Source organism: Microbacterium aurugineum, from assembly GCF_023101205.1.
In the GTDB taxonomy this organism is placed as follows: domain Bacteria; phylum Actinomycetota; class Actinomycetes; order Actinomycetales; family Microbacteriaceae; genus Microbacterium; species Microbacterium aurugineum.
The window spans coordinates 1264999-1285132 of record NZ_CP078078.1; the positions used below are offsets into that span (position 1 = coordinate 1264999).

At 67.9% G+C, this 20134-nt stretch carries 17 protein-coding genes; 10 read left to right on the forward strand and 7 right to left on the reverse strand.

The window, feature by feature from the left end; genetic code table 11:
• Nucleotides 1–23: 23 nt before the first annotated feature.
• Both lpdA and KV397_RS06170 read right to left on the reverse strand, forming a co-directional pair.
• Complete coding sequence (gene lpdA / locus KV397_RS06165) at nt 24–1421, reverse strand: dihydrolipoyl dehydrogenase (RefSeq protein WP_047521923.1); 1398 nt, start codon at nt 1419–1421, stop codon at nt 24–26.
• Between the two features lie 9 nt (nt 1422–1430).
• On the reverse strand, nt 1431–2078 hold the full coding sequence (locus KV397_RS06170; protein ID WP_261812440.1) for a copper resistance protein CopC: 648 nt from the start codon (nt 2076–2078) through the stop codon (nt 1431–1433).
• 100 nt (nt 2079–2178) lie between these two features.
• Between KV397_RS06170 and KV397_RS06175 the strand changes: the two genes are divergently transcribed.
• The 3 genes from KV397_RS06175 (at nt 2179) to KV397_RS06185 (ending at nt 3995) form a co-directional block, all read left to right on the forward strand.
• Complete coding sequence (locus KV397_RS06175; protein ID WP_047521927.1) at nt 2179–2664, forward strand: FHA domain-containing protein; 486 nt, start codon at nt 2179–2181, stop codon at nt 2662–2664.
• Nucleotides 2664–3350 carry a transcriptional regulator FtsR gene (ftsR, locus tag KV397_RS06180; RefSeq protein ID WP_131491299.1) on the forward strand — a complete coding sequence of 229 codons (687 nt, stop codon included), beginning with the start codon at nt 2664–2666 and terminating at the stop codon, nt 3348–3350. Before KV397_RS06175 ends, ftsR begins: the two co-directional genes overlap by 1 nt.
• A gap of 99 nt (nt 3351–3449) precedes the next feature.
• The gene (locus KV397_RS06185; RefSeq protein WP_047521931.1) at nt 3450–3995 is read left to right on the forward strand and encodes a MerR family transcriptional regulator; all 546 of its coding nucleotides are present in this window, start codon (nt 3450–3452) and stop codon (nt 3993–3995) included.
• Nucleotides 3996–4070: 75 nt separating this feature from the next.
• Here KV397_RS06185 and KV397_RS06190 read toward each other — a convergent pair whose 3' ends face one another.
• On the reverse strand, nt 4071–4883 hold the full coding sequence (locus KV397_RS06190; protein ID WP_047521976.1) for a ParA family protein: 813 nt from the start codon (nt 4881–4883) through the stop codon (nt 4071–4073).
• Between the two features lie 93 nt (nt 4884–4976).
• On the opposite strand from KV397_RS06190, the gene KV397_RS06195 reads away from it, so the two are divergent.
• From KV397_RS06195 to KV397_RS06205, 3 genes are all read left to right on the forward strand, one after another.
• A complete protein-coding gene (locus tag KV397_RS06195) occupies nt 4977–8384 on the forward strand; it encodes a pyruvate carboxylase (protein WP_261812441.1) in 3408 nt (1135 codons plus the stop codon).
• 66 nt (nt 8385–8450) lie between these two features.
• Nucleotides 8451–9995: a MinD/ParA family ATP-binding protein gene (locus KV397_RS06200; protein WP_261812442.1), complete on the forward strand. Its 1545-nt coding sequence runs from the start codon at nt 8451–8453 to the stop codon at nt 9993–9995.
• Nucleotides 9995–10486 (forward strand): peptide deformylase, encoded by a 492-nt coding sequence (locus KV397_RS06205; protein ID WP_153244383.1) that lies wholly within the window; start codon nt 9995–9997, stop codon nt 10484–10486. The genes KV397_RS06200 and KV397_RS06205 overlap by 1 nt, the downstream gene beginning before the upstream one ends.
• Before the next feature lie 67 nt (nt 10487–10553).
• Here KV397_RS06205 and KV397_RS06210 read toward each other — a convergent pair whose 3' ends face one another.
• Nucleotides 10554–12386, reverse strand: coding sequence for an AMP-dependent synthetase/ligase (locus KV397_RS06210; RefSeq protein ID WP_153244382.1), 1833 nt, complete (start codon nt 12384–12386; stop codon nt 10554–10556).
• Nucleotides 12387–12537: 151 nt separating this feature from the next.
• Between KV397_RS06210 and KV397_RS06215 the strand changes: the two genes are divergently transcribed.
• Both KV397_RS06215 and KV397_RS06220 read left to right on the forward strand, forming a co-directional pair.
• Complete coding sequence (locus tag KV397_RS06215; RefSeq protein WP_052193411.1) at nt 12538–13227, forward strand: lysophospholipid acyltransferase family protein; 690 nt, start codon at nt 12538–12540, stop codon at nt 13225–13227.
• 48 nt (nt 13228–13275) lie between these two features.
• A complete protein-coding gene (locus KV397_RS06220; protein ID WP_131491295.1) occupies nt 13276–14616 on the forward strand; it encodes a class II 3-deoxy-7-phosphoheptulonate synthase in 1341 nt (446 codons plus the stop codon).
• A gap of 75 nt (nt 14617–14691) precedes the next feature.
• Here KV397_RS06220 and pknB read toward each other — a convergent pair whose 3' ends face one another.
• The gene (pknB, locus tag KV397_RS06225) at nt 14692–16638 is read right to left on the reverse strand and encodes a Stk1 family PASTA domain-containing Ser/Thr kinase (protein WP_131491294.1); all 1947 of its coding nucleotides are present in this window, start codon (nt 16636–16638) and stop codon (nt 14692–14694) included.
• 77 nt (nt 16639–16715) lie between these two features.
• Entirely contained in the window at nt 16716–17903 is a 1188-nt protein-coding gene (locus tag KV397_RS06230) for a LysM peptidoglycan-binding domain-containing protein (protein WP_131491293.1), read from the reverse strand.
• Between the two features lie 121 nt (nt 17904–18024).
• On the opposite strand from KV397_RS06230, the gene KV397_RS06235 reads away from it, so the two are divergent.
• Nucleotides 18025–18393, forward strand: coding sequence for an Rv2175c family DNA-binding protein (locus KV397_RS06235; protein WP_323131586.1), 369 nt, complete (start codon nt 18025–18027; stop codon nt 18391–18393).
• 13 nt (nt 18394–18406) lie between these two features.
• Here KV397_RS06235 and KV397_RS06240 read toward each other — a convergent pair whose 3' ends face one another.
• Complete coding sequence (locus KV397_RS06240; RefSeq protein WP_261812443.1) at nt 18407–19495, reverse strand: polyprenyl synthetase family protein; 1089 nt, start codon at nt 19493–19495, stop codon at nt 18407–18409.
• A 97-nt stretch (nt 19496–19592) separates the two neighbouring features.
• Between KV397_RS06240 and KV397_RS06245 the strand changes: the two genes are divergently transcribed.
• On the forward strand, nt 19593–19967 hold the full coding sequence (locus KV397_RS06245) for a DUF3040 domain-containing protein (protein ID WP_131491291.1): 375 nt from the start codon (nt 19593–19595) through the stop codon (nt 19965–19967).
• The last annotated feature ends 167 nt before the right edge of the window (nt 19968–20134 follow it).

Consider the following 20134-nt stretch of genomic DNA (forward strand, 5'->3'; position numbering starts at 1 on the left):
ACCGGGCCTTCGTGATGTGAGGATCAGAAGTTGATCATGTGTCCCGCGAGGCCGTGGAAGCCTTCCTGCAGTGCCTCCGACAGCGTCGGGTGGGTGTGCACGTTGCGGGCGAGCTCGAGTGCCGTCAGGTCCCACTTCTGGGCCAGCGTCAGCTCGGGCAGGAGCTCGGAGACGTCCGGGCCGATCATGTGCGCGCCGATGAGCTCGAGGTGCTCCGCGTCGGCGATCAGCTTGACGAAGCCGACCGGCTCGCCGAGGCCGTGCGCCTTGCCGTTGGCCATGAACGGGAAGGTCGCGACCTTGATCTCGCGCCCCTCGTCCTTGGCCTGCTGCTCGGTGAGCCCGAACGATGCGACCTGCGGCGAGCAGAACGTCGCACGCGGCATCATCCGGTAGTCGCCGAGGGTCTGCGTCTCCGCGCCACCGATCGTCTCGGCGGCGACGACGCCCTGTGCCTCCGCCACGTGGGCGAGCTGCAGCTTGGCGGTCACATCACCGATCGCGTAGATGCCCTCGACGTTCGTGCGCATGTGATCGTCGATGTCGATCGCGCCGCGTTCGGTGAGCTTCACACCGGTCTTGTCGAGGCCGAAGCCCTCGATGTTCGGGGCGAAGCCGACCGACATCAGCACCTTGTCGGCCTCGATCGACGACTGCTGACCGTCCTTGCCCGTGTAGGTGACGGTGACGGAGGAGCCGTTGTCGACGACGGTCTCCACCTTGGTGGAGGTCAGGATGTCGACGCCGTAGTTCTTGTACTGCTTCGTGATCTCCTTCGACACGTCCGCGTCCTCGTTGGGGAGCGCGCGGTCGAGGAACTCGATGATCGTGACCTTGACCCCGTAGTTCGTCATCACATAGGCGAACTCCATGCCGATCGCGCCCGCGCCGACGATGACGATCGACTTCGGCAGCTCACGGGTCATGATCTGCTCTTCGTAGGTGACGACGTTCTCGCTGAGCGTCACGCCCGGCAGCAGACGGACCTTGGAGCCGGTGGCGATGATGGCGTTGTCGAAGGTGACCTCTTCGGACGTGCCATCGGCCTTGGCGACCGAGATCGCCTTCGGGCCGGTGAAGGTGCCGCGACCGTTGTACTCGGTCACCTTGTTCTTCTTCATCAGGAAGTGGATGCCCTTGACGCGACCCTCGGCGACCTCGCGGCTGCGATCGAACGCCTTGCCGAAGTCGATCGTGAACTCGCCGGAGATCCCGAAGAAGTCCGCCTTGTGGTTCAGGGTGTGCGCGAGCTCCGCGTTCTTCAGGAGCGCCTTGGAGGGGATGCAGCCGACGTTGAGGCAGACACCGCCCCAGTACTTCTCCTCGATGATGGCGGTGGACAGACCGAGCTGCGCGCTGCGAACCGCAGCGACGTATCCGCCAGGACCTGCACCAAGGATGACGACGTCGTAGTGTGGCATGCCTTAAGCCTATCGCTCCGACGGGGTGTCGGAATCGGTCGGAGCCCCACCTCGGCGGCGGCTCGCGACGATCCAGATGACCACTCCGGCGACGACCAGGACAGCGATGATCGCGAGCACCCAGACCCATGCGGAACCGGTGTCGGCATCGTCGGGGACCGGTGTCGGTGTCGAGGTCGCCTCAGGCTCCGTGGTCTGCTCCGTCGTCGGCGCTGCGCTGGTCGGGGCCGCCGTGGGCTCCGCGGTCGCAGACCCGTCGCCGACGGTCACCATGAAGGAGTACTCGCCGGAAGTGGGGTGTCCGTCGCTGGAGACGACCTTCCAGATCACGTGGTATTCGCCGGCCGGACCGGACCCCTGCAAGGGCTGGGTGACGATCGCGCCTTCGACCGTCGCCGCGCCCTCGGTGACCGACGTGCCATCGGGGGCGGTCACGACGACCTCCGTCGCACCCTCACCGTCGATGAGCTTGGCGCTGAAGGTCAGCGTGAGCTCTTCGGGGACGGTGTCGACCGATTCATCGGCAGCGGGAGACGACGACACGAGCGCGTCGTGCGCGGACGCCGAGAGCGGGGAGAAGAGCACGAGGAACGCGGCGAGCAGGGTCGCGGCGAGGGCGATCGGGGCGGCCGACGGGCGCAGAGCTTTGGTCTTCACCACTCCACCTTATGGATAAGCAGTATGTGACGGCTGAGTGTGAATGCGGCCTCCCGCGAGCGCCTCGGCATCCGTTAGTCTGGATGATCAGGAGGGCACAGTGACAGACAGCGACAGCCGACCGGCCGGTGAGGACGCGATCCACCGTTCCGGCGAGCAGAAACACGACGTGACGCAGACGTTCGGACACGATTCCGACCTGTCTTTCGTGCCGTTCGGGGTGGAATTGACCGACGTGGAGCAGACGGCCATCGCCGCACTGCCTGCGGGATCCGCGTTGCTGCTGGTGCGCTCAGGCGCTCTCGCCGGTGCGCGCTATCTGCTCGACACCGATGTGACCACGGTCGGGCGGCACCCCGAGGCCGACATCTTCTTCGACGATGTGACCGTCTCGCGTCGGCACGCCGAGATCACCCGCAGCGGATCCGCCTTCGAGATCATCGACCAGCGCTCCCTCAACGGGACGTATGTCAACGGGGAGCGCGTCGACCGCAGCGCGCTGGTCGACGGCTCCGAAGTGCGCGTCGGCAAGTTCCGTCTGAACTTCTTCGTCTCCCCTCACGATCGCGCGGCGGCGAACGACTGATGGCGGCCACTCCCGCCCGCGAACGTTCCGCGTCCGCGGGCTTGCTGAGTATCGGCCAGGTCCTTGCTCGGCTCACACCGGAGTTCCCCGACCTCACGTCCAGCAAGCTGCGCTTCCTCGAAGTGCAGGGCATCGTCAGCCCCTCCCGCACGGAGTCGGGCTACCGCAAGTTCTCCGCCTCGGACATCGAGCGGTTGCGCCTCGGTCTCACGCTGCAGCGCGATCACTATCTTCCGCTGAGCGTCATCCGGGAGCAGCTCGATGACGCCGCCGCCGGCGGGGAGGCATCCGCCCTCGCTCCGCCGCCCTCGATCACGCCGGCGCCGCGTCGCTACCGCCGAGATGAGTTGCTCGCCGCCGCCGGTGCGGGACCGCAGCTGCTCAACGATGCGATCAGCACCGGCGTCATCACGGCGCAGGAGAGCTACCCGGAAGCCACCGTCACGCTGCTGCGCGGTCTCGTCGCCCTCGACCGCCACGGCATCGAACCCCGGCACCTGCGGTCGTTGCGCCAAGGGGCTGAGCGGGAAGTCGCGCTCATCGAGTCGGCGATGTCCGCACTCCTGCGGCGGACCGACGCCGCGTCCCGGGCGAAGGCCAGCGAATTGGCGCCGGAACTGGCGACGCGGATCGATGAAGTGCGCTCGCTCTTCGTCAAGGATGCGCTGTCGCGAGTGCTTTCGTAACGAACTGATTGCGACACACCTTCGTTGTCGCACGGATGTCATTGCCGGTGCCCAGGCACTGCTCTACCGTGGAAGAAAGCGTTCCAGGGAGGATTTCAGATGAATGCGGATGAGCTCGCAGGAGACCCGCGGTTCGTACCCGAACTCCTCTTCACCGACGGCCTCCCGGCCATGGACGACGAGGTCGGATACCGCGGTGCGGTCGCAGCTCGTGCAGCTGGCATCACGTACCGTCAGCTCGACTACTGGGCGCGCACCGAGTTGGTGGAGCCCACCGTGCGCGGCGCCAGCGGCTCCGGTTCGCAGCGCCTCTACGGCTTCCGCGACATCCTCGTCCTGAAGCTGGTGAAGAGCCTTCTCGACACCGGCATCTCCCTCCAGCAGATCCGCACCGCCGTCGAGGAGCTGCGCCGCGCAGGCATCCGCGACCTCGCGGGCACCACGCTGATGAGCGACGGTGCCTCGGTCTACCTCTGCACGTCGAACGACGAGGTCATCGACCTCGTGAGCCGCGGCCAGGGTGTCTTCGGCATCGCCGTCGGCAAGGTCCTCCGCGAGGTGGAGTCGACCCTCGTGGCATTCGACCCGACCGCTCCGGACCCCGTCGACGAACTCACCGCTCGTCGCGCGAAGCGTTCCGCCTGACCACAACTTTCCGCTTCAGACGGAAAACGGCCGCCCTCGATGAGGGCGGCCGTTTCGTCGTGCGCGTCGTGCGGATCAGCTCTGCGGGCCGTTCTCCGGAACGGCGATCCGACCGGTGCGGATGATCCTGTCCAGGAGCTGGTCGAAGTCGGCGGCGAGTTCCTGCGCGGAATCGCCGGGCCAGATGTGCAGCGGCTTCGCGGCACCCTGGGCCTGCTGCAGCGAGGTGCGCTCGGGCAGCTGAGGGGAGAGCACGAGAGGTCCGAACATGTCGCGAAGCTCCTTGATGCGGAACTGGTGCTCGATGGACTGCGGGCGTACGCGGTTCACGACGATGCCGAGGGGCTGGAGCCGGGGCGAGAGTCCCCGACGGATCTCCTCGATGGCGCGGAGGGCGCGGTCGGCGGCGGCGACGGAGAACAGTCCGGGTTCCGTGACCACCATGACGCGGTCGCTGGCGGCCCAGGCGGTGCGGGTGAGCGCGTTCAGGGAGGGAGCACAGTCGACGAGGACGAGGTCGTAGTCGGCCTCGACCGAGGCGAGCGCCTCCTCGAGCTTCCACACGTCACGCACGCTCGGGTGCGGCCCGTCGAAGTTGATCGCGGAGGGGCTCCCGATCAGCACATCGATGGTGCCGGGGTGGACCTTCGCCCATCCGCTCGAGGTGATCGCCTGTCGGACGACCTTCTCCTTCGGGTTCGCCAGGACGTCGGCGATGTTGAGCCGACCTGCCACTTGGATGTCCATCCCGGTGGAGACGTCGGACTGAGGGTCGAGGTCGACGACGAGAGTCCGGACGCCCCGAGCGAAAGCCGCGGAGGCCAGCCCGAGTGTCACGGTCGTCTTGCCGACGCCCCCCTTGAGAGAGCTGACGCTGAGTACGTGCACGGACACCACGTTACCTTCCCCTAGGCTGGGGGAACACTCAGCCCCGCCCCATGCGCATCGAAAACGCTGTGCATCGAGCTCCCAGAGGTGTGCATGTTCCAGAAGATCCTTGTGGCGAACCGCGGCGAGATCGCGATCCGCGCCTTCCGTGCGGCTGTCGAGGTGGGGGCGCGCACCGTCGCGGTCTTCCCCCATGAAGACCGGGGTTCTGTGCATCGTCTCAAGGCCGACGAGGCCTACGAGATCGGCGAGCGCGGGCACCCGGTGCGGGCGTACCTCGATGTCGACGAGATCATCCGCGTCGCGCTGGAGTCGGGAGCGGATGCCATCTATCCGGGATACGGCTTCCTGTCGGAGAATCCCGAGCTCGCGGAGAAGGCCGCGGCGAACGGCATCGTCTTCATCGGTCCTCCCTCGAACGTGCTGGAGATGGCGGGCAACAAGGTCGAGGCCAAGCGGCACGCGATCGACGCGGGAGTCCCGGTCCTGCGGTCCACGGAGGCCTCCGACGACGTCGACGCACTCGTCGCCCAGGCAGAGGACATCGGGTTCCCGCTCTTCGCGAAGGCGGTCGCGGGTGGCGGTGGCCGGGGGATGCGCCGCGTCGAGACGTCCGGTGACCTCGCTCCGGCGTTGGCCGAGGCCATGCGCGAGGCCGCCAGCGCGTTCGGTGATGCGCGGATGTTCCTGGAGCAGGCCGTCGTCCGCCCCCGGCACATCGAGGTGCAGATCCTCGCCGACAAGACCGGCGAGACCGTGCATCTGTTCGAGCGCGACTGCTCCGTGCAGCGTCGTCACCAGAAGGTCGTGGAGATCGCTCCGGCGCCGAACCTCGACGACGACATCCGCACGGCACTGCACGGATACGCCGTCGCGTTCGCCCGCTCCATCGGGTACGAGAACGCGGGCACGGTCGAGTTCCTCCTCGAGACGGCGGGGGAGCGGGCAGGCGAAGTCGTCTTCATCGAGATGAACCCCCGCATCCAGGTCGAGCACACCGTGACCGAGGAGGTCACCGACGTCGACCTCGTGCAGAGCCAGATGCGGATCGCCTCGGGGCAGACGCTGGCCGACCTCGGTCTGCAGCAGGAGAATCTGCACCTGCGCGGCGCCGCGCTGCAGTGCCGGATCACAACCGAGGACCCGACGCAGGGCTTCCGTCCCGACACGGGGAAGATCACCACGTACCGCTCTCCCGGTGGGGCCGGGATCCGTCTCGACGGCGGCACCGTGCACCAGGGCGCACAGATCAGCCCGCATTTCGATTCGATGTTGGCGAAGCTCACCTGTCGCGGGCGGGACTTCCCGGCCGCGGTCGCTCGGGCGCGCCGAGCACTCGCCGAGTTCCGCATCCGCGGCGTCGCGACCAACATCCCCTTCCTGCAGGCTCTCCTCGAGGATGACGCCTTCATCGCCGGAGACGTGAGCACCTCCTTCATCGACGAGCGCCCCGGACTGCTTCGCGGCCGTGTCTCGAAGGACCGCGGGACGAAGCTCCTGAACTGGCTGGTCGACGTCACGGTCAACAAGCCGAACGGTGCCCACCCCGGTGTGATCGATCCCGCATCCAAGCTGCCGGCGATCGATCTGAGCGCGGAGCCGGCTCCCGGCTCCCGCCAGCGCCTCCTCGAGCTCGGGCCCGAGGGATTCGCCCGCAGCCTCCGGGAACAGACGGCGCTCGCGATCACCGACACGACCTTCCGCGACGCGCATCAGTCCCTCCTGGCGACGCGAGTGCGCACGAAGGACCTCGTGGCCGCGGCGCCCTACCTCGCCCGGTCGACCCCCGGACTCCTGTCCGTCGAGGCGTGGGGCGGGGCGACCTACGACGTCGCCCTCCGCTTCCTCGGTGAGGACCCGTGGGAGCGCCTCGACAAGCTGCGCGCCGTACTGCCGAATGTCGCGATCCAGATGCTCCTGCGCGGCCGCAACACGGTCGGCTACACGCCTTACCCGACGGCGGTCACCGAGGCGTTCGTCGCCGAGGCGGCGGCCAGCGGTGTCGACATCTTCCGCATCTTCGACGCGCTCAACGACGTGGAGCAGATGCGGCCGGCGATCGAGGCCGTGCGCAAGACCGGAACGGCGGTCGCCGAGGTGGCGCTCTGCTACACCGGGGACCTGCTCGATCCGGCCGAAGACCTCTACACCCTCGACTACTACCTGCACCTCGCAGACCAGATCGTCGACGCGGGGGCGCACATCCTCGCCATCAAGGACATGGCGGGGCTGCTGCGCCCGGCCGCCGCAGCGAAGCTCGTCGCAGCGCTGCGGGAGCGGTTCGACCTGCCGGTGCATCTGCACACGCATGACACCCCCGGCGGGCAGCTGGCGACCCTGCTCGCCGCGAGCGCCGTCGGGGTGGATGCGGTGGATGCCGCGTCCGCGCCGCTTTCCGGCACCACGAGCCAGCCATCGCTGTCGTCCCTCGTCGCCGCCCTCGCCCACACCGACCGGGACAGCGGCATCTCCCTCGACGGCGTCTCCGATCTCGAGCCCTACTGGGAGGCGGTGCGGCGGCAGTATGCGCCGTTCGAATCCGGGCTTCCGGGACCCACGGGACGTGTCTACCACCACGAGATTCCCGGTGGCCAGCTGTCGAACCTGCGCCAGCAGGCCAAGGCGCTGGGGCTCGCCGACGATTTCGAGCTCATCGAGGACATGTATGCCGCGGCCGATCGCATGCTCGGTCGCGTTCCCAAGGTCACTCCGTCCTCCAAGGTCGTCGGTGATCTGGCCCTGCACCTGGCCGCGGTGAAGGCGGATCCGGCCGACTTCGAGGCCAACCCCGAGAAGTACGACGTGCCGGACTCGGTCGTCGGTTTCATGGCGGGCGAACTCGGCGACCTTCCGGGTGGATGGCCCGAGCCGTTCCGCAGCAAGGTGCTCGCCGGACGCACGGTGCGCGTCGGCCTCACCGAGATCAGTGCTGACGATGAGGCCGCACTCGCCGGGACCAGTGCCGAACGCCGTGCACGGCTGAACACCCTGCTGTTCCCCGGTCCGAGCGCCGAGTTCGCGGAGCGGCGGGAGTTGTTCGGAGACCTCTCCGTGCTCGACACGGCCGACTACCTGTACGGGCTCGTGGCCGGGCAGGAGCACCTGATCGAGATCGATCGCGGCGTCCAGCTCTACGTGGGTCTCGAAGCCATCGGGGACGCGGACGACACGGGGATGCGCACCGTGATGACGACCCTCAACGGGCAGCTCCGGCCCGTCTTCGTGAGGGATCGGTCGATCGTCGTGGACGTGCACGAAGTCGAGAAGGCGGACACCTCCGTGCCCGGCCAGGTCGCGGCGCCCTTCTCCGGGGTGGTCACGCTGAAGGCCGAGGTGGGTGCAGCCGTCCGCGCCGGCGAACCCGTCGCATCCATCGAGGCGATGAAGATGGAGGCGGCCATCACGGCCCCCGTGGACGGCGTCATCGAACGTCACGCGATCGCCGAGACGCAGCAGGTGGATGCCGGAGATCTTTTGGTCGTGATCCGTCCAGCGCACTAATCTTGTGCGGGCGAGGCCAGCGCACGATGTGCGTACCCGGGGCCCGCACAGGCTGGGAGCGACATCGTGACACCGAAGAACACCACGGACCCCGAGGATAACCCGCTGGGGGTGCTCGACGAAGCCGCATCACTCGACACGGCAGGCATCGGGATCCTCGGGGCGACCGCGCAGGTCAGTGTGACGCTGCCGAAGGACGAGGACGACGACCTCGCCGACGACGGGGTCGTGGACGGCGAGGTCGTCGGCGAGCTCGTGATCGATCCGCCTCGCGTCGAGGAGCCGGCGTCCGACGCCCGTCCGGTCGAGACACCCACCGTCGCGGCGCCTCGAATCGTGCGGCCGTCTTCGGAGAAGGTCATCGATGCCGTCGTGGTCGACGAGCCCGAGACCCCCGAGACGCCTGCGGTCGTCGAAGTCACCGACGACGCGCGGCACCAGGCCGAAGAGGCAGCCGCCGCGGCACGATTCCTCGCACGAGCGAGCGCGGAAGCGCCGCCGTCTCCGTCGACATCTGCTCCCGTACGAACATCCGTCGAGAAGGAGAACAGATCCGTGTCCGCTCCGGAGGAGAAGAAGACCGTCATCTCGCAGTCCACCCGCACGACACCGCGCACCGACGTGACGCTGACGTCCAAGCGTCTGGACGACCTGGGAGAGTCCTCGCGCGAGTCCGCGGATCTCCTCACCGCCGACAGACTGCTCGATCCGCATCGGGTGGCCAAGCCGGAACCGGAGGGAGCGTGGAGCCACTTCCTGTACACGATCTCCGGGCGTCGGATCAACATCGGCGACGGCAGGCGCGCGCGGGAGCGCAAGGCGCTCTCGGCGAGGATCGCGGCTCCGCTCGCGGGCGGTGCACGCTTCGTCCCGGTGCTCTCCCGCAAAGGCGGTGTCGGCAAGACGACGATCACCGCGCTGCTGGGGATGGCACTCGCCGACGCCCGCGAGGACCGGGTGATCGCCGTCGATGCCAACCCCGATCGAGGAACCCTCGCGGAGCGCATCGTGCGGCCGCATCACAGCAAGTCGGTGCGTGATCTGGTCCGGATCCACGATGACGTCAAGGGCTACCACGACATCTCCGCCATCGTCGCGCGCGATGCGACCCGTCTCGATGTCCTCGCCTCCGACTCCGATCCGCGCGTCGCCGAGGCGTTCAGCGACAGTGACTACCGTGACGTGGCCGGCGTGGCTGCCCACTACTACTCGCTGGTCCTGACCGACACCGGCACCGGGATTGTCCACTCCGTGATGTCGGCGACGCTCGACCTCGCGGACCAGATCGTCATCGTCTCGGGATTGAGCGTCGATGAGGCTCGTCTGGCGTCCGAGACGCTCACCTGGCTCGAGACGAACGGCTTCGCGGAGCAGGCGCGTGAGGCGATCATCGTCCTCAACCAGTCCACGCCCGGAACCCCGTTGGTGCGTCTGAACGAGCTGGAATCCCACTTCGCCACCCGTGCGCGGAGCGTCGTCCGCGTGCCCTACGACCCGCAGATCGCGGGAGGGGGGACGATCGTCTTCGCGAACCTGTTGCCGGAGACCCGCATCGCTGCGCGTGAGCTGGCGGCGCTCCTGGTCGAGGGCCTGCGGGCCAGGGCCGCCTGATGTCGGTCCGAGAGATCCGCATCTTCGGCGACCCCGTCCTGCGCACTGTGTGTGCCCCGATCGAGGAGATCGACGAGGGGGTGCGCGCACTCGTGACCGACCTGGTCGACACGGTGGAGCTGCCGGGTCGCGCCGGCGTCGCCGCACCGCAGATCGGCGTCGCGCTGCGTGCGTTCAGCTACAACATCGACGGCGACATCGGCTACGTGCTCAATCCCGTCCTCACCGAAGTGCGGGGGGAGCCGGAGCCGACGGGCGAGGGATGCCTCTCGGTACCCGGACTGTGGCACGACGCACTGCGGCATCCGTGGGCACGCGTGGAGGGCATCGATCTCGACGGCAATGCCGTGGCGCTCGAGGGGGAAGGACTCCTCGCGCAGGCTCTGCAGCACGAGACCGACCATCTCGACGGCAAGCTCTTCCTGACAAGGCTCGATGCCGAGACGCGCAAGGTCGCCATGCGCGAGGTGCGGGAGAGCGTCTGGTTCTGACGGCCTGAACTCCCACCGCACGAAGAAGGGCCCCGCGCGAGCGGGGCCCTTCTTGCTGTCCGGGGTGTCAGCCGCCGATGGCGACGTTGGTCGTGGCGACCGGCTCGTCGTAGATCGCGGCGATCTCGTCGGCGAAGTCGTTCATGATGACGTTGCGCTTGATCGAGAGCTTCGGGGTGAGGTGGCCGGAGGCCTCCGTCCACTCGGAGTCGAGGATCGTGAACTTCCGGATCGACTCCGCGCGCGACACCCGGTCGTTCGCGGCGTCGACCGCCCGCTGCACCTCGGCGCGGACGGCGGCGTTCGTGGATGCATCCGCCAGCGACATCTTGGCATCGAGGCCGTTGTTCGCGAGCCAGGTCGGAAGCATCTCCGGGTCGAGCGTGATCAGAGCGGAGATGAACGGACGCTGGTCACCGACCACGACGACCTGCCCGATGATCGGGTTCGCACGGATCGGATCCTCGAGCGCAGCGGGAGCGACGTTCTTCCCTCCGGCGGTGACGATGATCTCCTTCTTGCGCCCGGTGATCGTGAGGAAGCCTTCGGAGTCGAAGCTGCCGATGTCGCCGGTGTGGAACCAGCCGCCGTCACTGAAGGCCTCGGCCGTCGCCTCGGGGTTGTTCCAGTACTCCTTGAAGACGTTGATGCCGCGGACCTCGATCTCGCCGTCCTCGGCGAGGCGCAGTCCGACACCCGGGAGAGCAGGGCCGACCGTGCCGATCTTCGACTTGTCGGCCAGGTTGACCGTCGCCGGGGCAGTCGTCTCGGTGAGGCCGTAACCCTCGAGGATGACGACGCCCAGGCTGTGGAAGAAGTGGCCGAGGCGCGAGCCCAGGGGAGCGGAGCCCGAGACGGCGTACACGACGTTGCCGCCCATCGCCTCGCGGAGCTTGCTGTAGACGAGCTTGTTGAACAGCGCGAACTTGAGCTTCATGCCGAGCGGGATCTTCTTGCCCTGCTCGAGCAGCTTCGAGTGCTCGATGGCGACGTCGGCCGCCGAGCGGAAGATCTTGCCCTTGCCGCCCGCCTCCGCCTTCTGCTCCGCGGAGTTGTAGACCTTCTCGAAGACGCGCGGGACCGCGAGGAGGAAGGTCGGCTTGAAGGAACCGAGCGCCGGCAGCAGCTGACGGGTGTCAGGCTGGTGTCCGGTGCGGACGCCGGCGTGGACGTCGAGGATGGAGATGAAGCGGGCGAACACGTGTGCGGTCGTGATGAACAGCAACGTGGACGCGCCGGGCGTCTGCACGACCTCGTCCAGGGCCTTGGCCGAGTTCCGGGAGAGCTCGACGAAGTTGCTGTGCGTGAGCACGCATCCCTTGGGGCGGCCGGTCGAACCGGAGGTGTAGATGAGCGTCGCGATGTCGGATCCGACGGCGAGGCTGCGGCGGCGCTCGATCTCTCCGTCCGTCACCGACGCACCCTGCGCGGTGAGGGTGTCGATCGCTCCGAGGTGCAGCTGCCAGACCTCCCGGATCAGGGGCAGGTCACCGCGGACCTCATCGAAGCGGGCGAAGTGCTCGGGGGACTCCACGATCAGCGCGATCGCGCCCGAGTCTTCGAGGATCCACTGGATCTGCGAGGGCGAGCTCGTCTCGTAGATCGGCACCATCACGGCGCCGGCGTAGAAGAGGGCGAAGTCGATGAGCGTCCACTCGTACGTGGTGCGCGCCAGGAAGCCGACCTTCTCACCGGGCTGGATCCCGGCGGCGGCGAAGCCCTTCGCCAGGGCGACGACCGCCGTCTGGAAATCGGCGGCGGAGATGTCGCGCCAGCCGTCGCCCTCCGGCACGGAGAAGAGGGCGCGATCCGGAGTGGCTTCGACGCGCTTGACCAGGAGGTCGGCGACGTTCGCATCGGGGTCGGCGGGGACGATCGCAGGGACTTCAAACTGGACCACGGCAGCTCCTTCGGTACCGGTCGGGCAGGGCGTGGCTTCGAGTCTAGGGCATGGAACCGAGTTGCGTCCGGGGTGAAACTGGGTCGCTCGCGCGGAAGCGCCGTGGACAAGACCGGGGTGGATGCGACCCTCGGCGCTAGACTTCCACTCGATGTTCTATTGGCTGATGAAGTACGTGGTGATCGGCCCCGTGGTCAAGGCGGTCTTCCGACCGTGGATCGTGGGGCGGAAGAACGTGCCCGCAAGCGGTGCGGCGATCCTCGCCAGCAACCATCTGTCCTTCGCCGATTCCATCTTCCTTCCGCTCATGATCGACCGGTCGATGTCGTTCCTGGCCAAGAGTGACTACTTCACGGGCCGGGGTCTGAAGGGATGGTCCACGAAGTTCTTCATGAAAGCCACCGGACAGATCCCGATCGACCGCTCCGGGGGGAAGGCTTCGGAGGCGTCCCTGAACACGGGCCTCCAGGTCCTCGGCGGAGGCGACCTCCTGGGCATCTACCCGGAGGGGACGCGGAGTCCCGACGGCACGCTGTACCGCGGCCGCACGGGGATCGCCCGTATGGCTCTCGAAGCCAAGGTCCCGGTGATCCCCGTGATCATGGTCGACACCGATACGGCGATGCCGATCGGACGGCGGTTGCCGCGCATCGTCCGCGTCGGGATCGTCATCGGGGAACCTCTCGACTTCTCCCGCTACGCCGGGATGGAGAACGACCGCTACATCCTCCGCTCCGTCACCGACGAGATCATGGTGGCCCTGCAGCGCCTCGGTGAGCAGAAGTACGAAGACGTCTACGCGTCGACGGTCAAGGACCGGCTCCCCACCCGCGTCACATAGCCTCCCGCGCGCATCTGCGTGGTCCCTGCGACCACTAGGCTGGAAGGCATGCTCCCGCACCACATCGAAGCACTTGATGCATGGCGTTCGCTTCCCATCAAGCAGCAGCCGCAGTGGCCCGACGCGGACCGCGTCGCCGACGTCTCGCGCCAGATCGCAACCCTCCCGCCGCTGGTCTTCGCGGGTGAGGTCGACAACCTCCGCGACCGGCTCGCCCGCGCGGCTTCGGGACAGGCGTTCCTGCTCCAGGGCGGCGACTGCGCCGAGACCTTCGCCGGCGCGACGGCCGAGCAGATCCGCAACCGCATCAAGACGGTGCTGCAGATGGCCGTGGTGCTCACCTATGGCGCGTCGATGCCGGTCGTCAAGATGGGCCGTATGGCCGGTCAGTTCGCGAAGCCGCGCTCGAGCGACTCCGAGACGCGCGGCGACGTCACGTTGCCGGCGTACCGGGGCGACATCGTCAACGGCTACGACTTCACCGAGGGCTCTCGTACGGCCGACCCGGGTCGGTTGCTCCAGGGGTACCACACGGCCGCGTCGACGCTGAACCTGATCCGCGCGTTCACCCAGGGTGGATTCGCCGACCTCCGCGAGGTGCACTCGTGGAACAAGGGCTTCGCGCAGAACCCCGCCAATCAGCGCTACGAGCGCATGGCGGCCGAGATCGATCGCGCGATCAAGTTCATGGAGGCGGCCGGCGCCGACTTCGACGAGCTGAAGCGCGTCGAGTTCTTCACCGGTCACGAAGGCCTGCTGATGGACTACGAACGACCGATGACGCGTATCGACTCGCGCACGGACACTCCGTACAACACGTCGGCTCACTTCCTCTGGATCGGCGAGCGCACCCGCGAGCTTGATGGCGCGCACGTCGACTACTTCTCCAAGATCCGCAACCCCATCGGCGTGAAGCTCGGACCGACGACGTCGCCCGAGACGGCGCTCCAGCTGATCGACAAGCTCGACCCGGACCGCGAGCCCGGCCGACTCACGTTCATCACGCGGATGGGCTCGGGCAAGATCCGTGACGCCCTGCCGCCCCTGCTGGAGGCGGTCCGCGATTCCGGTGCGCAGCCGCTGTGGGTCACCGACCCGATGCACGGCAACGGCATCACCACCCCGACGGGCTACAAGACGCGTCGCTTCGACGACGTGGTCGACGAGGTGCGCGGCTTCTTCGAGGCGCACCGCGCAGTCGGGACGTTCCCGGGTGGCATCCACGTCGAGCTCACCGGCGACGACGTCACGGAATGCCTGGGTGGATCCGAGCAGATCGACGAGGCGGCTCTCGCGACGCGTTACGAGAGCCTGTGCGACCCGCGCCTGAACCACATGCAGTCCCTGGAGCTCGCGTTCCTGGTGGCTGAGGAGCTCGAGAAGCGCTGATCTGCTCCTCGCGTCACGAAGAGAGCCGCCCTCCCCGAACCTCGGGAGGGCGGCTCTCTCGTGTGGGCTGGGGGATCAGCCGGTGAGCTGAATGGAGAGGTTCACCGTGCCCCCTCGCGGCAGTGACTTGTCCGCTCCCGGGTCCTGGCCGGTCACCGTGGCCATCTCCGCGAACCCCGGCAGGTCGCCCCAGGCCGCGTAGCTCGCCGTGAAGCCGTTGTCGGAGAGGATCTGTTTCGCTTCGTTCAGGGTCCTGTTCGTGACATCGGGGACCGGGAAGAGTTCGGGTCCCTTCGAGACGATCAGCTGCACCGTGTCTCCGGGGCGCCAATTGCCCTCGGAAGCCCGGTCCGCCACGCCGATGACGATGTCCTTGGCGACATCGTTGCTGAAGGCGTACTGGGACTCCTCGTTGACGACCAGGTCCTTTCCGGTCAAGGTCGAGGTCGCCTCGTCGACCGACATGCCGGACACGTCGGGGAAAGCACCCGCGGAGACGTACAGTTCCACGGAGTCGTCTTCGAAGACGGTGCATCCGTCACCGCAGGCATAGGCGTCACCGCCTGCGCGCGGGGTGACGTAGGCGTTGATGACGATGCCCGCGTCGGCATTCGAGAAGAGGATGAGGGTCTCGTCGTCGACGTTGACGTTGACCCCGGCAAGATAGTCGCGCGCGTCCTGCTCCGTTCGTCCGTTGAGCTTTTCGAGATCGTGCGAGGCGGGGCCTGCGGACACGATCACCGTGACGGCGTCACCTTTGTCGAGCCGAGTGCCTTCGCCGGGGTCGGTCTCGATCACGGTTCCGGCGTCGATGTCGACGGAGAACTCGTTTTTCTGCGTGGGGACGAAGCCGGCATCCACCAGCACGGCCGCGGCGTCGTCGTAGGTCTTGCCGGCGACGCTGGGCACAGCGATGAGCGACCCGGGGCCGGAGCCGAACCACCAGCCGACGCCACCCGCGAGCACGGCCAGCAGCAGCACCAGCGTGAGGAGGAAGGCGCCGCGCGCGCGCCGCTTCGACGCACGCCGTCGAAGGAGCGTCGCGTTGTCGATCGGGGCGGCCACGGGGGCGGCAGGATCCGCGATCACCATCGTGCTCGGCATCACCTTGGTGAGGTCGCCGGAGTCGCCGGGGCTGTGCTGCGGAGCGGTCGCGCGGGCGGCCATCGGGGTGATGCCGAGTTCGCGTTCGATCTCACGCAGACGCTCGAGCATCTGCTGGGCGTCGTCCGGGCGCTCGTCCGGCGACTTCTCGGTCGCCCAGAGCACGAGCTCGTCGAGCTGCTCCGGCACCGCGGGATTGCGGACGCTCGGACGCGGGACGGATTCCGTGGCGTGCTGGAAGGCGATCTGCATCGGCTGCTCGCCCTTGTACGGCTGCTCACCCACGAGCATCTCGTAGAGCATGATGCCGAGCGCGTAGATGTCGCTGCGCGCGTCGGCCGTGCCTCGGGTGACCAGTTCAGGCGCGAGGTACGCGATGGTCCCGAGCAGCTGCTGCCCGGTCGCCGTGTTCGCCGTGGTCGCTCTGGCGAGGCCGAAGTCGCCGATCTTGATGCGTCCGTCCTCCGCGAGGAGCACGTTCTCCGGCTTGACGTCACGGTGCACGATGCCGGCCCGGTGCGCGGCGGAGAGCCCGGCCAGGATCGCATCCATGATCGTGATGGTCTGCGGGATGGTGAGGCGCTTCTGCTCGCGCAGCAGCTCGCGCAGAGTGATCCCGGGGAGGTACTCCATCACGAGGTAGGCGAGCTCGCCGTCCTGCCCCTGGTCGAAGACGTTGACCACGTGCGGATCCGCCAGGCGGGCGGCCGCGCGGGCTTCCTGGATGAAGCGGCTCTGGAACGCGGAGTCATCGCTGAGGTGCGCATGCATCACCTTGAGGGCGATGCGCCGCTCCAGCCGAAGGTCGGTGGCGACGTACACCGTCGCCATCCCGCCACGGGCGATGCGAGCACGCACACGGTAGCGGCCGTCGACAAGCCGCCCGATGAGGGGGTCGGCCTGCTGATTGGTCGTCACGTCAGAATTCTATGGAGGACTGCCTGAAAGTCAGGGGAGCGGCTCACCTCTCGGCGGTGTCGGTTTTCCGGATGTCGTCACCCGTAGAGCGCGAGCCAGGCATAAGCTTGCGTCTCCCATTGGCCGTATCGGTCGGGATAGGCCGAGATCTGCACGGCCTGAGCGGCCGAGGTGAACGGCATGCTCTCCCAGCCGGGGATGTCGAGGAGCCCTCGCGTCGCCTGCCCGTTCGGATCGTGCTGACCACCGAAGAACACTCGCGTGCTGCGGTCCGCGTCCATGATCTGCGCGGGCGTTCCCCATCCGGTGCTCGGGCGTTGTTGGAAGATCCCGAGTGAATCGCGGTCGCCCCAGTCGAGGTTGCGGAGTCCCGACTCGACCATGCCGGTCGCGAGTGCCAGAGCGATGGCGCGATCGCTCACACCGAGCTCGCGGCCGATGCGGATGATGAGGGCGGCGTTCGACGCCTGCTCGGCGGTGAGGCTCGTGGAGCGCTGCCCGCCGGTCGTGGCGGTGCTCGACGCCGCAGGGGCAGGGGCGGCCTGCACGGCGAGTCGCTGACCGGGGTAGATGATCGATGACGGGCCGAGTCCGTTCAGGGTGAACAGCGCGTGGGTGGTGGTCCCGTACTTCTGCGCGATGCCGAACAGGGTGTCACCCGCGACGACGGTGTGGGCCGCCGCGGATGCAGGGGGAGTGGCAGGCGTGGCAGCCGGCGCGGCGGCCGCCTGCGGCGCAGCGGAGCCGGAGACGACGAGGCGCTGTCCCGGATAGATCACCGAAGCGCGTGTCAGCCCGTTCGCAGCGAGCACGGCATCCACGGTGGTGCCGTACTTCCGGGCGATCGCGTACACGGTGTCGCCGGCGACGACCTGATGCGATGTCGAGGTCGCCGTCGGAGCCGGCGCCGGCGCGACGGCCGGTGCGGCCGACGCCTGCAGGGTCAGGGTCTGGCCCGGGTAGATGACCGAACGCCACGAGAGCCCGTTCCAGGACAGCACGTCGACCGTGCGGAGCCCGAAGCGTGAGGCGATCGCCGAGACGGTGTCACCGGGCTGGACGACATAGTTCGACGGTGCGGACTGGGCGGGTACTGTGCGCACGGGCACGCTGCGCGGGCGCTCGATCGGCGAGAAGTCCGTCGTCGTCGTCGAGGCGGCGTCGGCGGGAGCGCTGGTGAGCGTGGCGGCCAGAGCCCCCAGGACGGCCGCAGGCAGTCCGAGCTGCAGGTTGCGCGTTCGACGCGTGGCGGTCTTGATTCCCAAGGCGAGCCCCCTTTTCGAGCACTTCACGCTGACACGGATGTAAACGGAAGTCAACAGAAGTGACGGAAGTGACGCATGGGGCTGATGGGTCGATATGCGGCATCCCGGCGGAGATGAGATAGTGGGCAACGTGTCTGAGAACGTTGCTGGAACCCCTGCCGCCGCTGCCGTCGAGTGGCTGACGATGCCCGACCTCGTCGAGGTGCTCGACGAGCCGCTCGGTCGCGTGCGCCGTCTGATCGACGAGCACTACCTGGTCGGGTCCCGTCGCACCGGCACCTTCGCCGTGCCGGCGGTGTTCATCGTCGACGGGCGTCCACTGAGCTCCTTGCGGGGAACGATCATCGTGCTCCAGGATGCGGGCTTCACCGACGACGAGCTGATCGACTGGCTGCTCGCGGACGAGGAGAGCCTGGGGCGTTCGCCGATCGACGCACTGCTGGCGGGGCACAAGAGCGCTGTGCGTCGACTCGCACGCACTCTCGCCTGAGGGGTCCGTCGGGTCAGGCGGAACGGACCGTCGCTGCGCGTGCGAGTTCACGCAGTTCGCCGACCGCGGCGTTGTCGAGCCGGGCGCCCGAGAGGGCGCGGTCGGCGTCCCGGGCGTAGTCCGCGATCATGGTCTCGACCTGAGCGAGCGCACCCGAGTCGGTGATCGTCGCCTGCAAGGAGGTCACCTGCTGCGGTGTCAGCTCGACGTCTCCGAGCATCTCGTCGAGCAGGTTCCTCGCTGAGGTGTCGAGCGCCTGCCGCGTGAGAGCGATCAGAACCGTGCGCTTGCCTTCCCGAAGGTCGTCACCGGCCGGTTTCCCGGTGACGGAGGCGTCGCCGAACACTCCGAGCACGTCGTCGCGCAGCTGGAAGGCCATCCCGATCGGGTGACCGAAACGGCGAAGCGCGTCCAGTTGATCGGCGTCGGCGCCGGCGAGTGCGCCGCCGAGGACCAGTGGCTGCTCGATGCTGTATCTGGCCGACTTGAGAGATGCCACCCGCAGCGCCCGATCGGCGTGGAGGGCTCCGTCGTTGACACTCCAGGCCGACTCCTCGGCGATGTCGAGGAACTGCCCCGTGGTCACGTCCCGGCGCATCCGGGCGTACTCGGAGCGCACGGCGCGCGCGTGCGGCTGGTCGTCCAGCGCGGCCTCGAGCAGATCATCGCTCCAGGCGACGAGAAGGTCGCCGAGAAGAATCGCGGAGGCGCGGCCGAACGACTCGGCATCTCCCGACCACCCGGCTTCGTCGTGCGACGTCTGGAGCGCGCGATGGGCCGCAGGCCTCCCGCGACGGGTGTCGGAGTTGTCGATCAGATCGTCGTGCACGAGAGCCGCGGATTGGAAGATCTCCAACGCGGCGCACACGTCCCAGAGCGCCTCGGTCTCTGCCGCGTCACGCTCGTGGAAGCGTGCGACGGCGCGCCAGCCGGCGTGGCAGAACCGGGCGCGCAGTCTCTTCCCTCCTTCGAGGGTGCCGGCCGCGGCATCGAGAAAGGAGACGGCGTCCGGGCCGTAGTCGGCGGATTCGTCGCGCATCCGTGCGAGGAAGCGGTCGAGGCGAGCGGCGACCGCGCCGGGGACGGGGGAGGAGGACGACACGACTCCCAGCATACGTAAAGCAAGGGGACGTCGAACTGCTAGCCCCGGACGCCTCCGCGCGCGTAGAATGGGAGGCACGATACCCGAGGGGGACGAAATGCCACTCTCCGAACAGGAGCAGCGTCTGCTCGACGAGATGGAACGCCATCTCCTTCACAATGATGCCGACGTCGTGAGCGCGCCGTCCGGCGATCGCGCACTGAGCTACCGAAATCTGGTCTACGGTGCTCTCCTTCTCCTCGCCGGTGTCGGCGGCCTCGTGGCCGGCGTCATCCTCGGCGGCGTATGGGGCATCGTGGTCGGCGTGATCGGATTCGTGGCGATGCTCGCCGGTGTCATCGTGGCCGTCACGCCCGTGCGGCGCACGGCTCCTGTGCAGCCTCGGGAACGCTCTGCGGCGAAGCGGCAGGATTCGGCCTCGTTCATGGACCGTATGAACGACCGCTGGGATCGTCGGCAGGACGGTCACTGACACCCCCACTCACTTCTCACGACAGAAGCCCGGATGCTGAGCATCCGGGCTTCTGTCGTTAACGCGCGGGCCGCCACGCTCCTCCACTGAGCCTCCACTTCACTCCACCGCGGAATTCCGCGGGATTTCGGCATGCCCTTTTGCTCGTGACCCGTGATTTCCTGGAT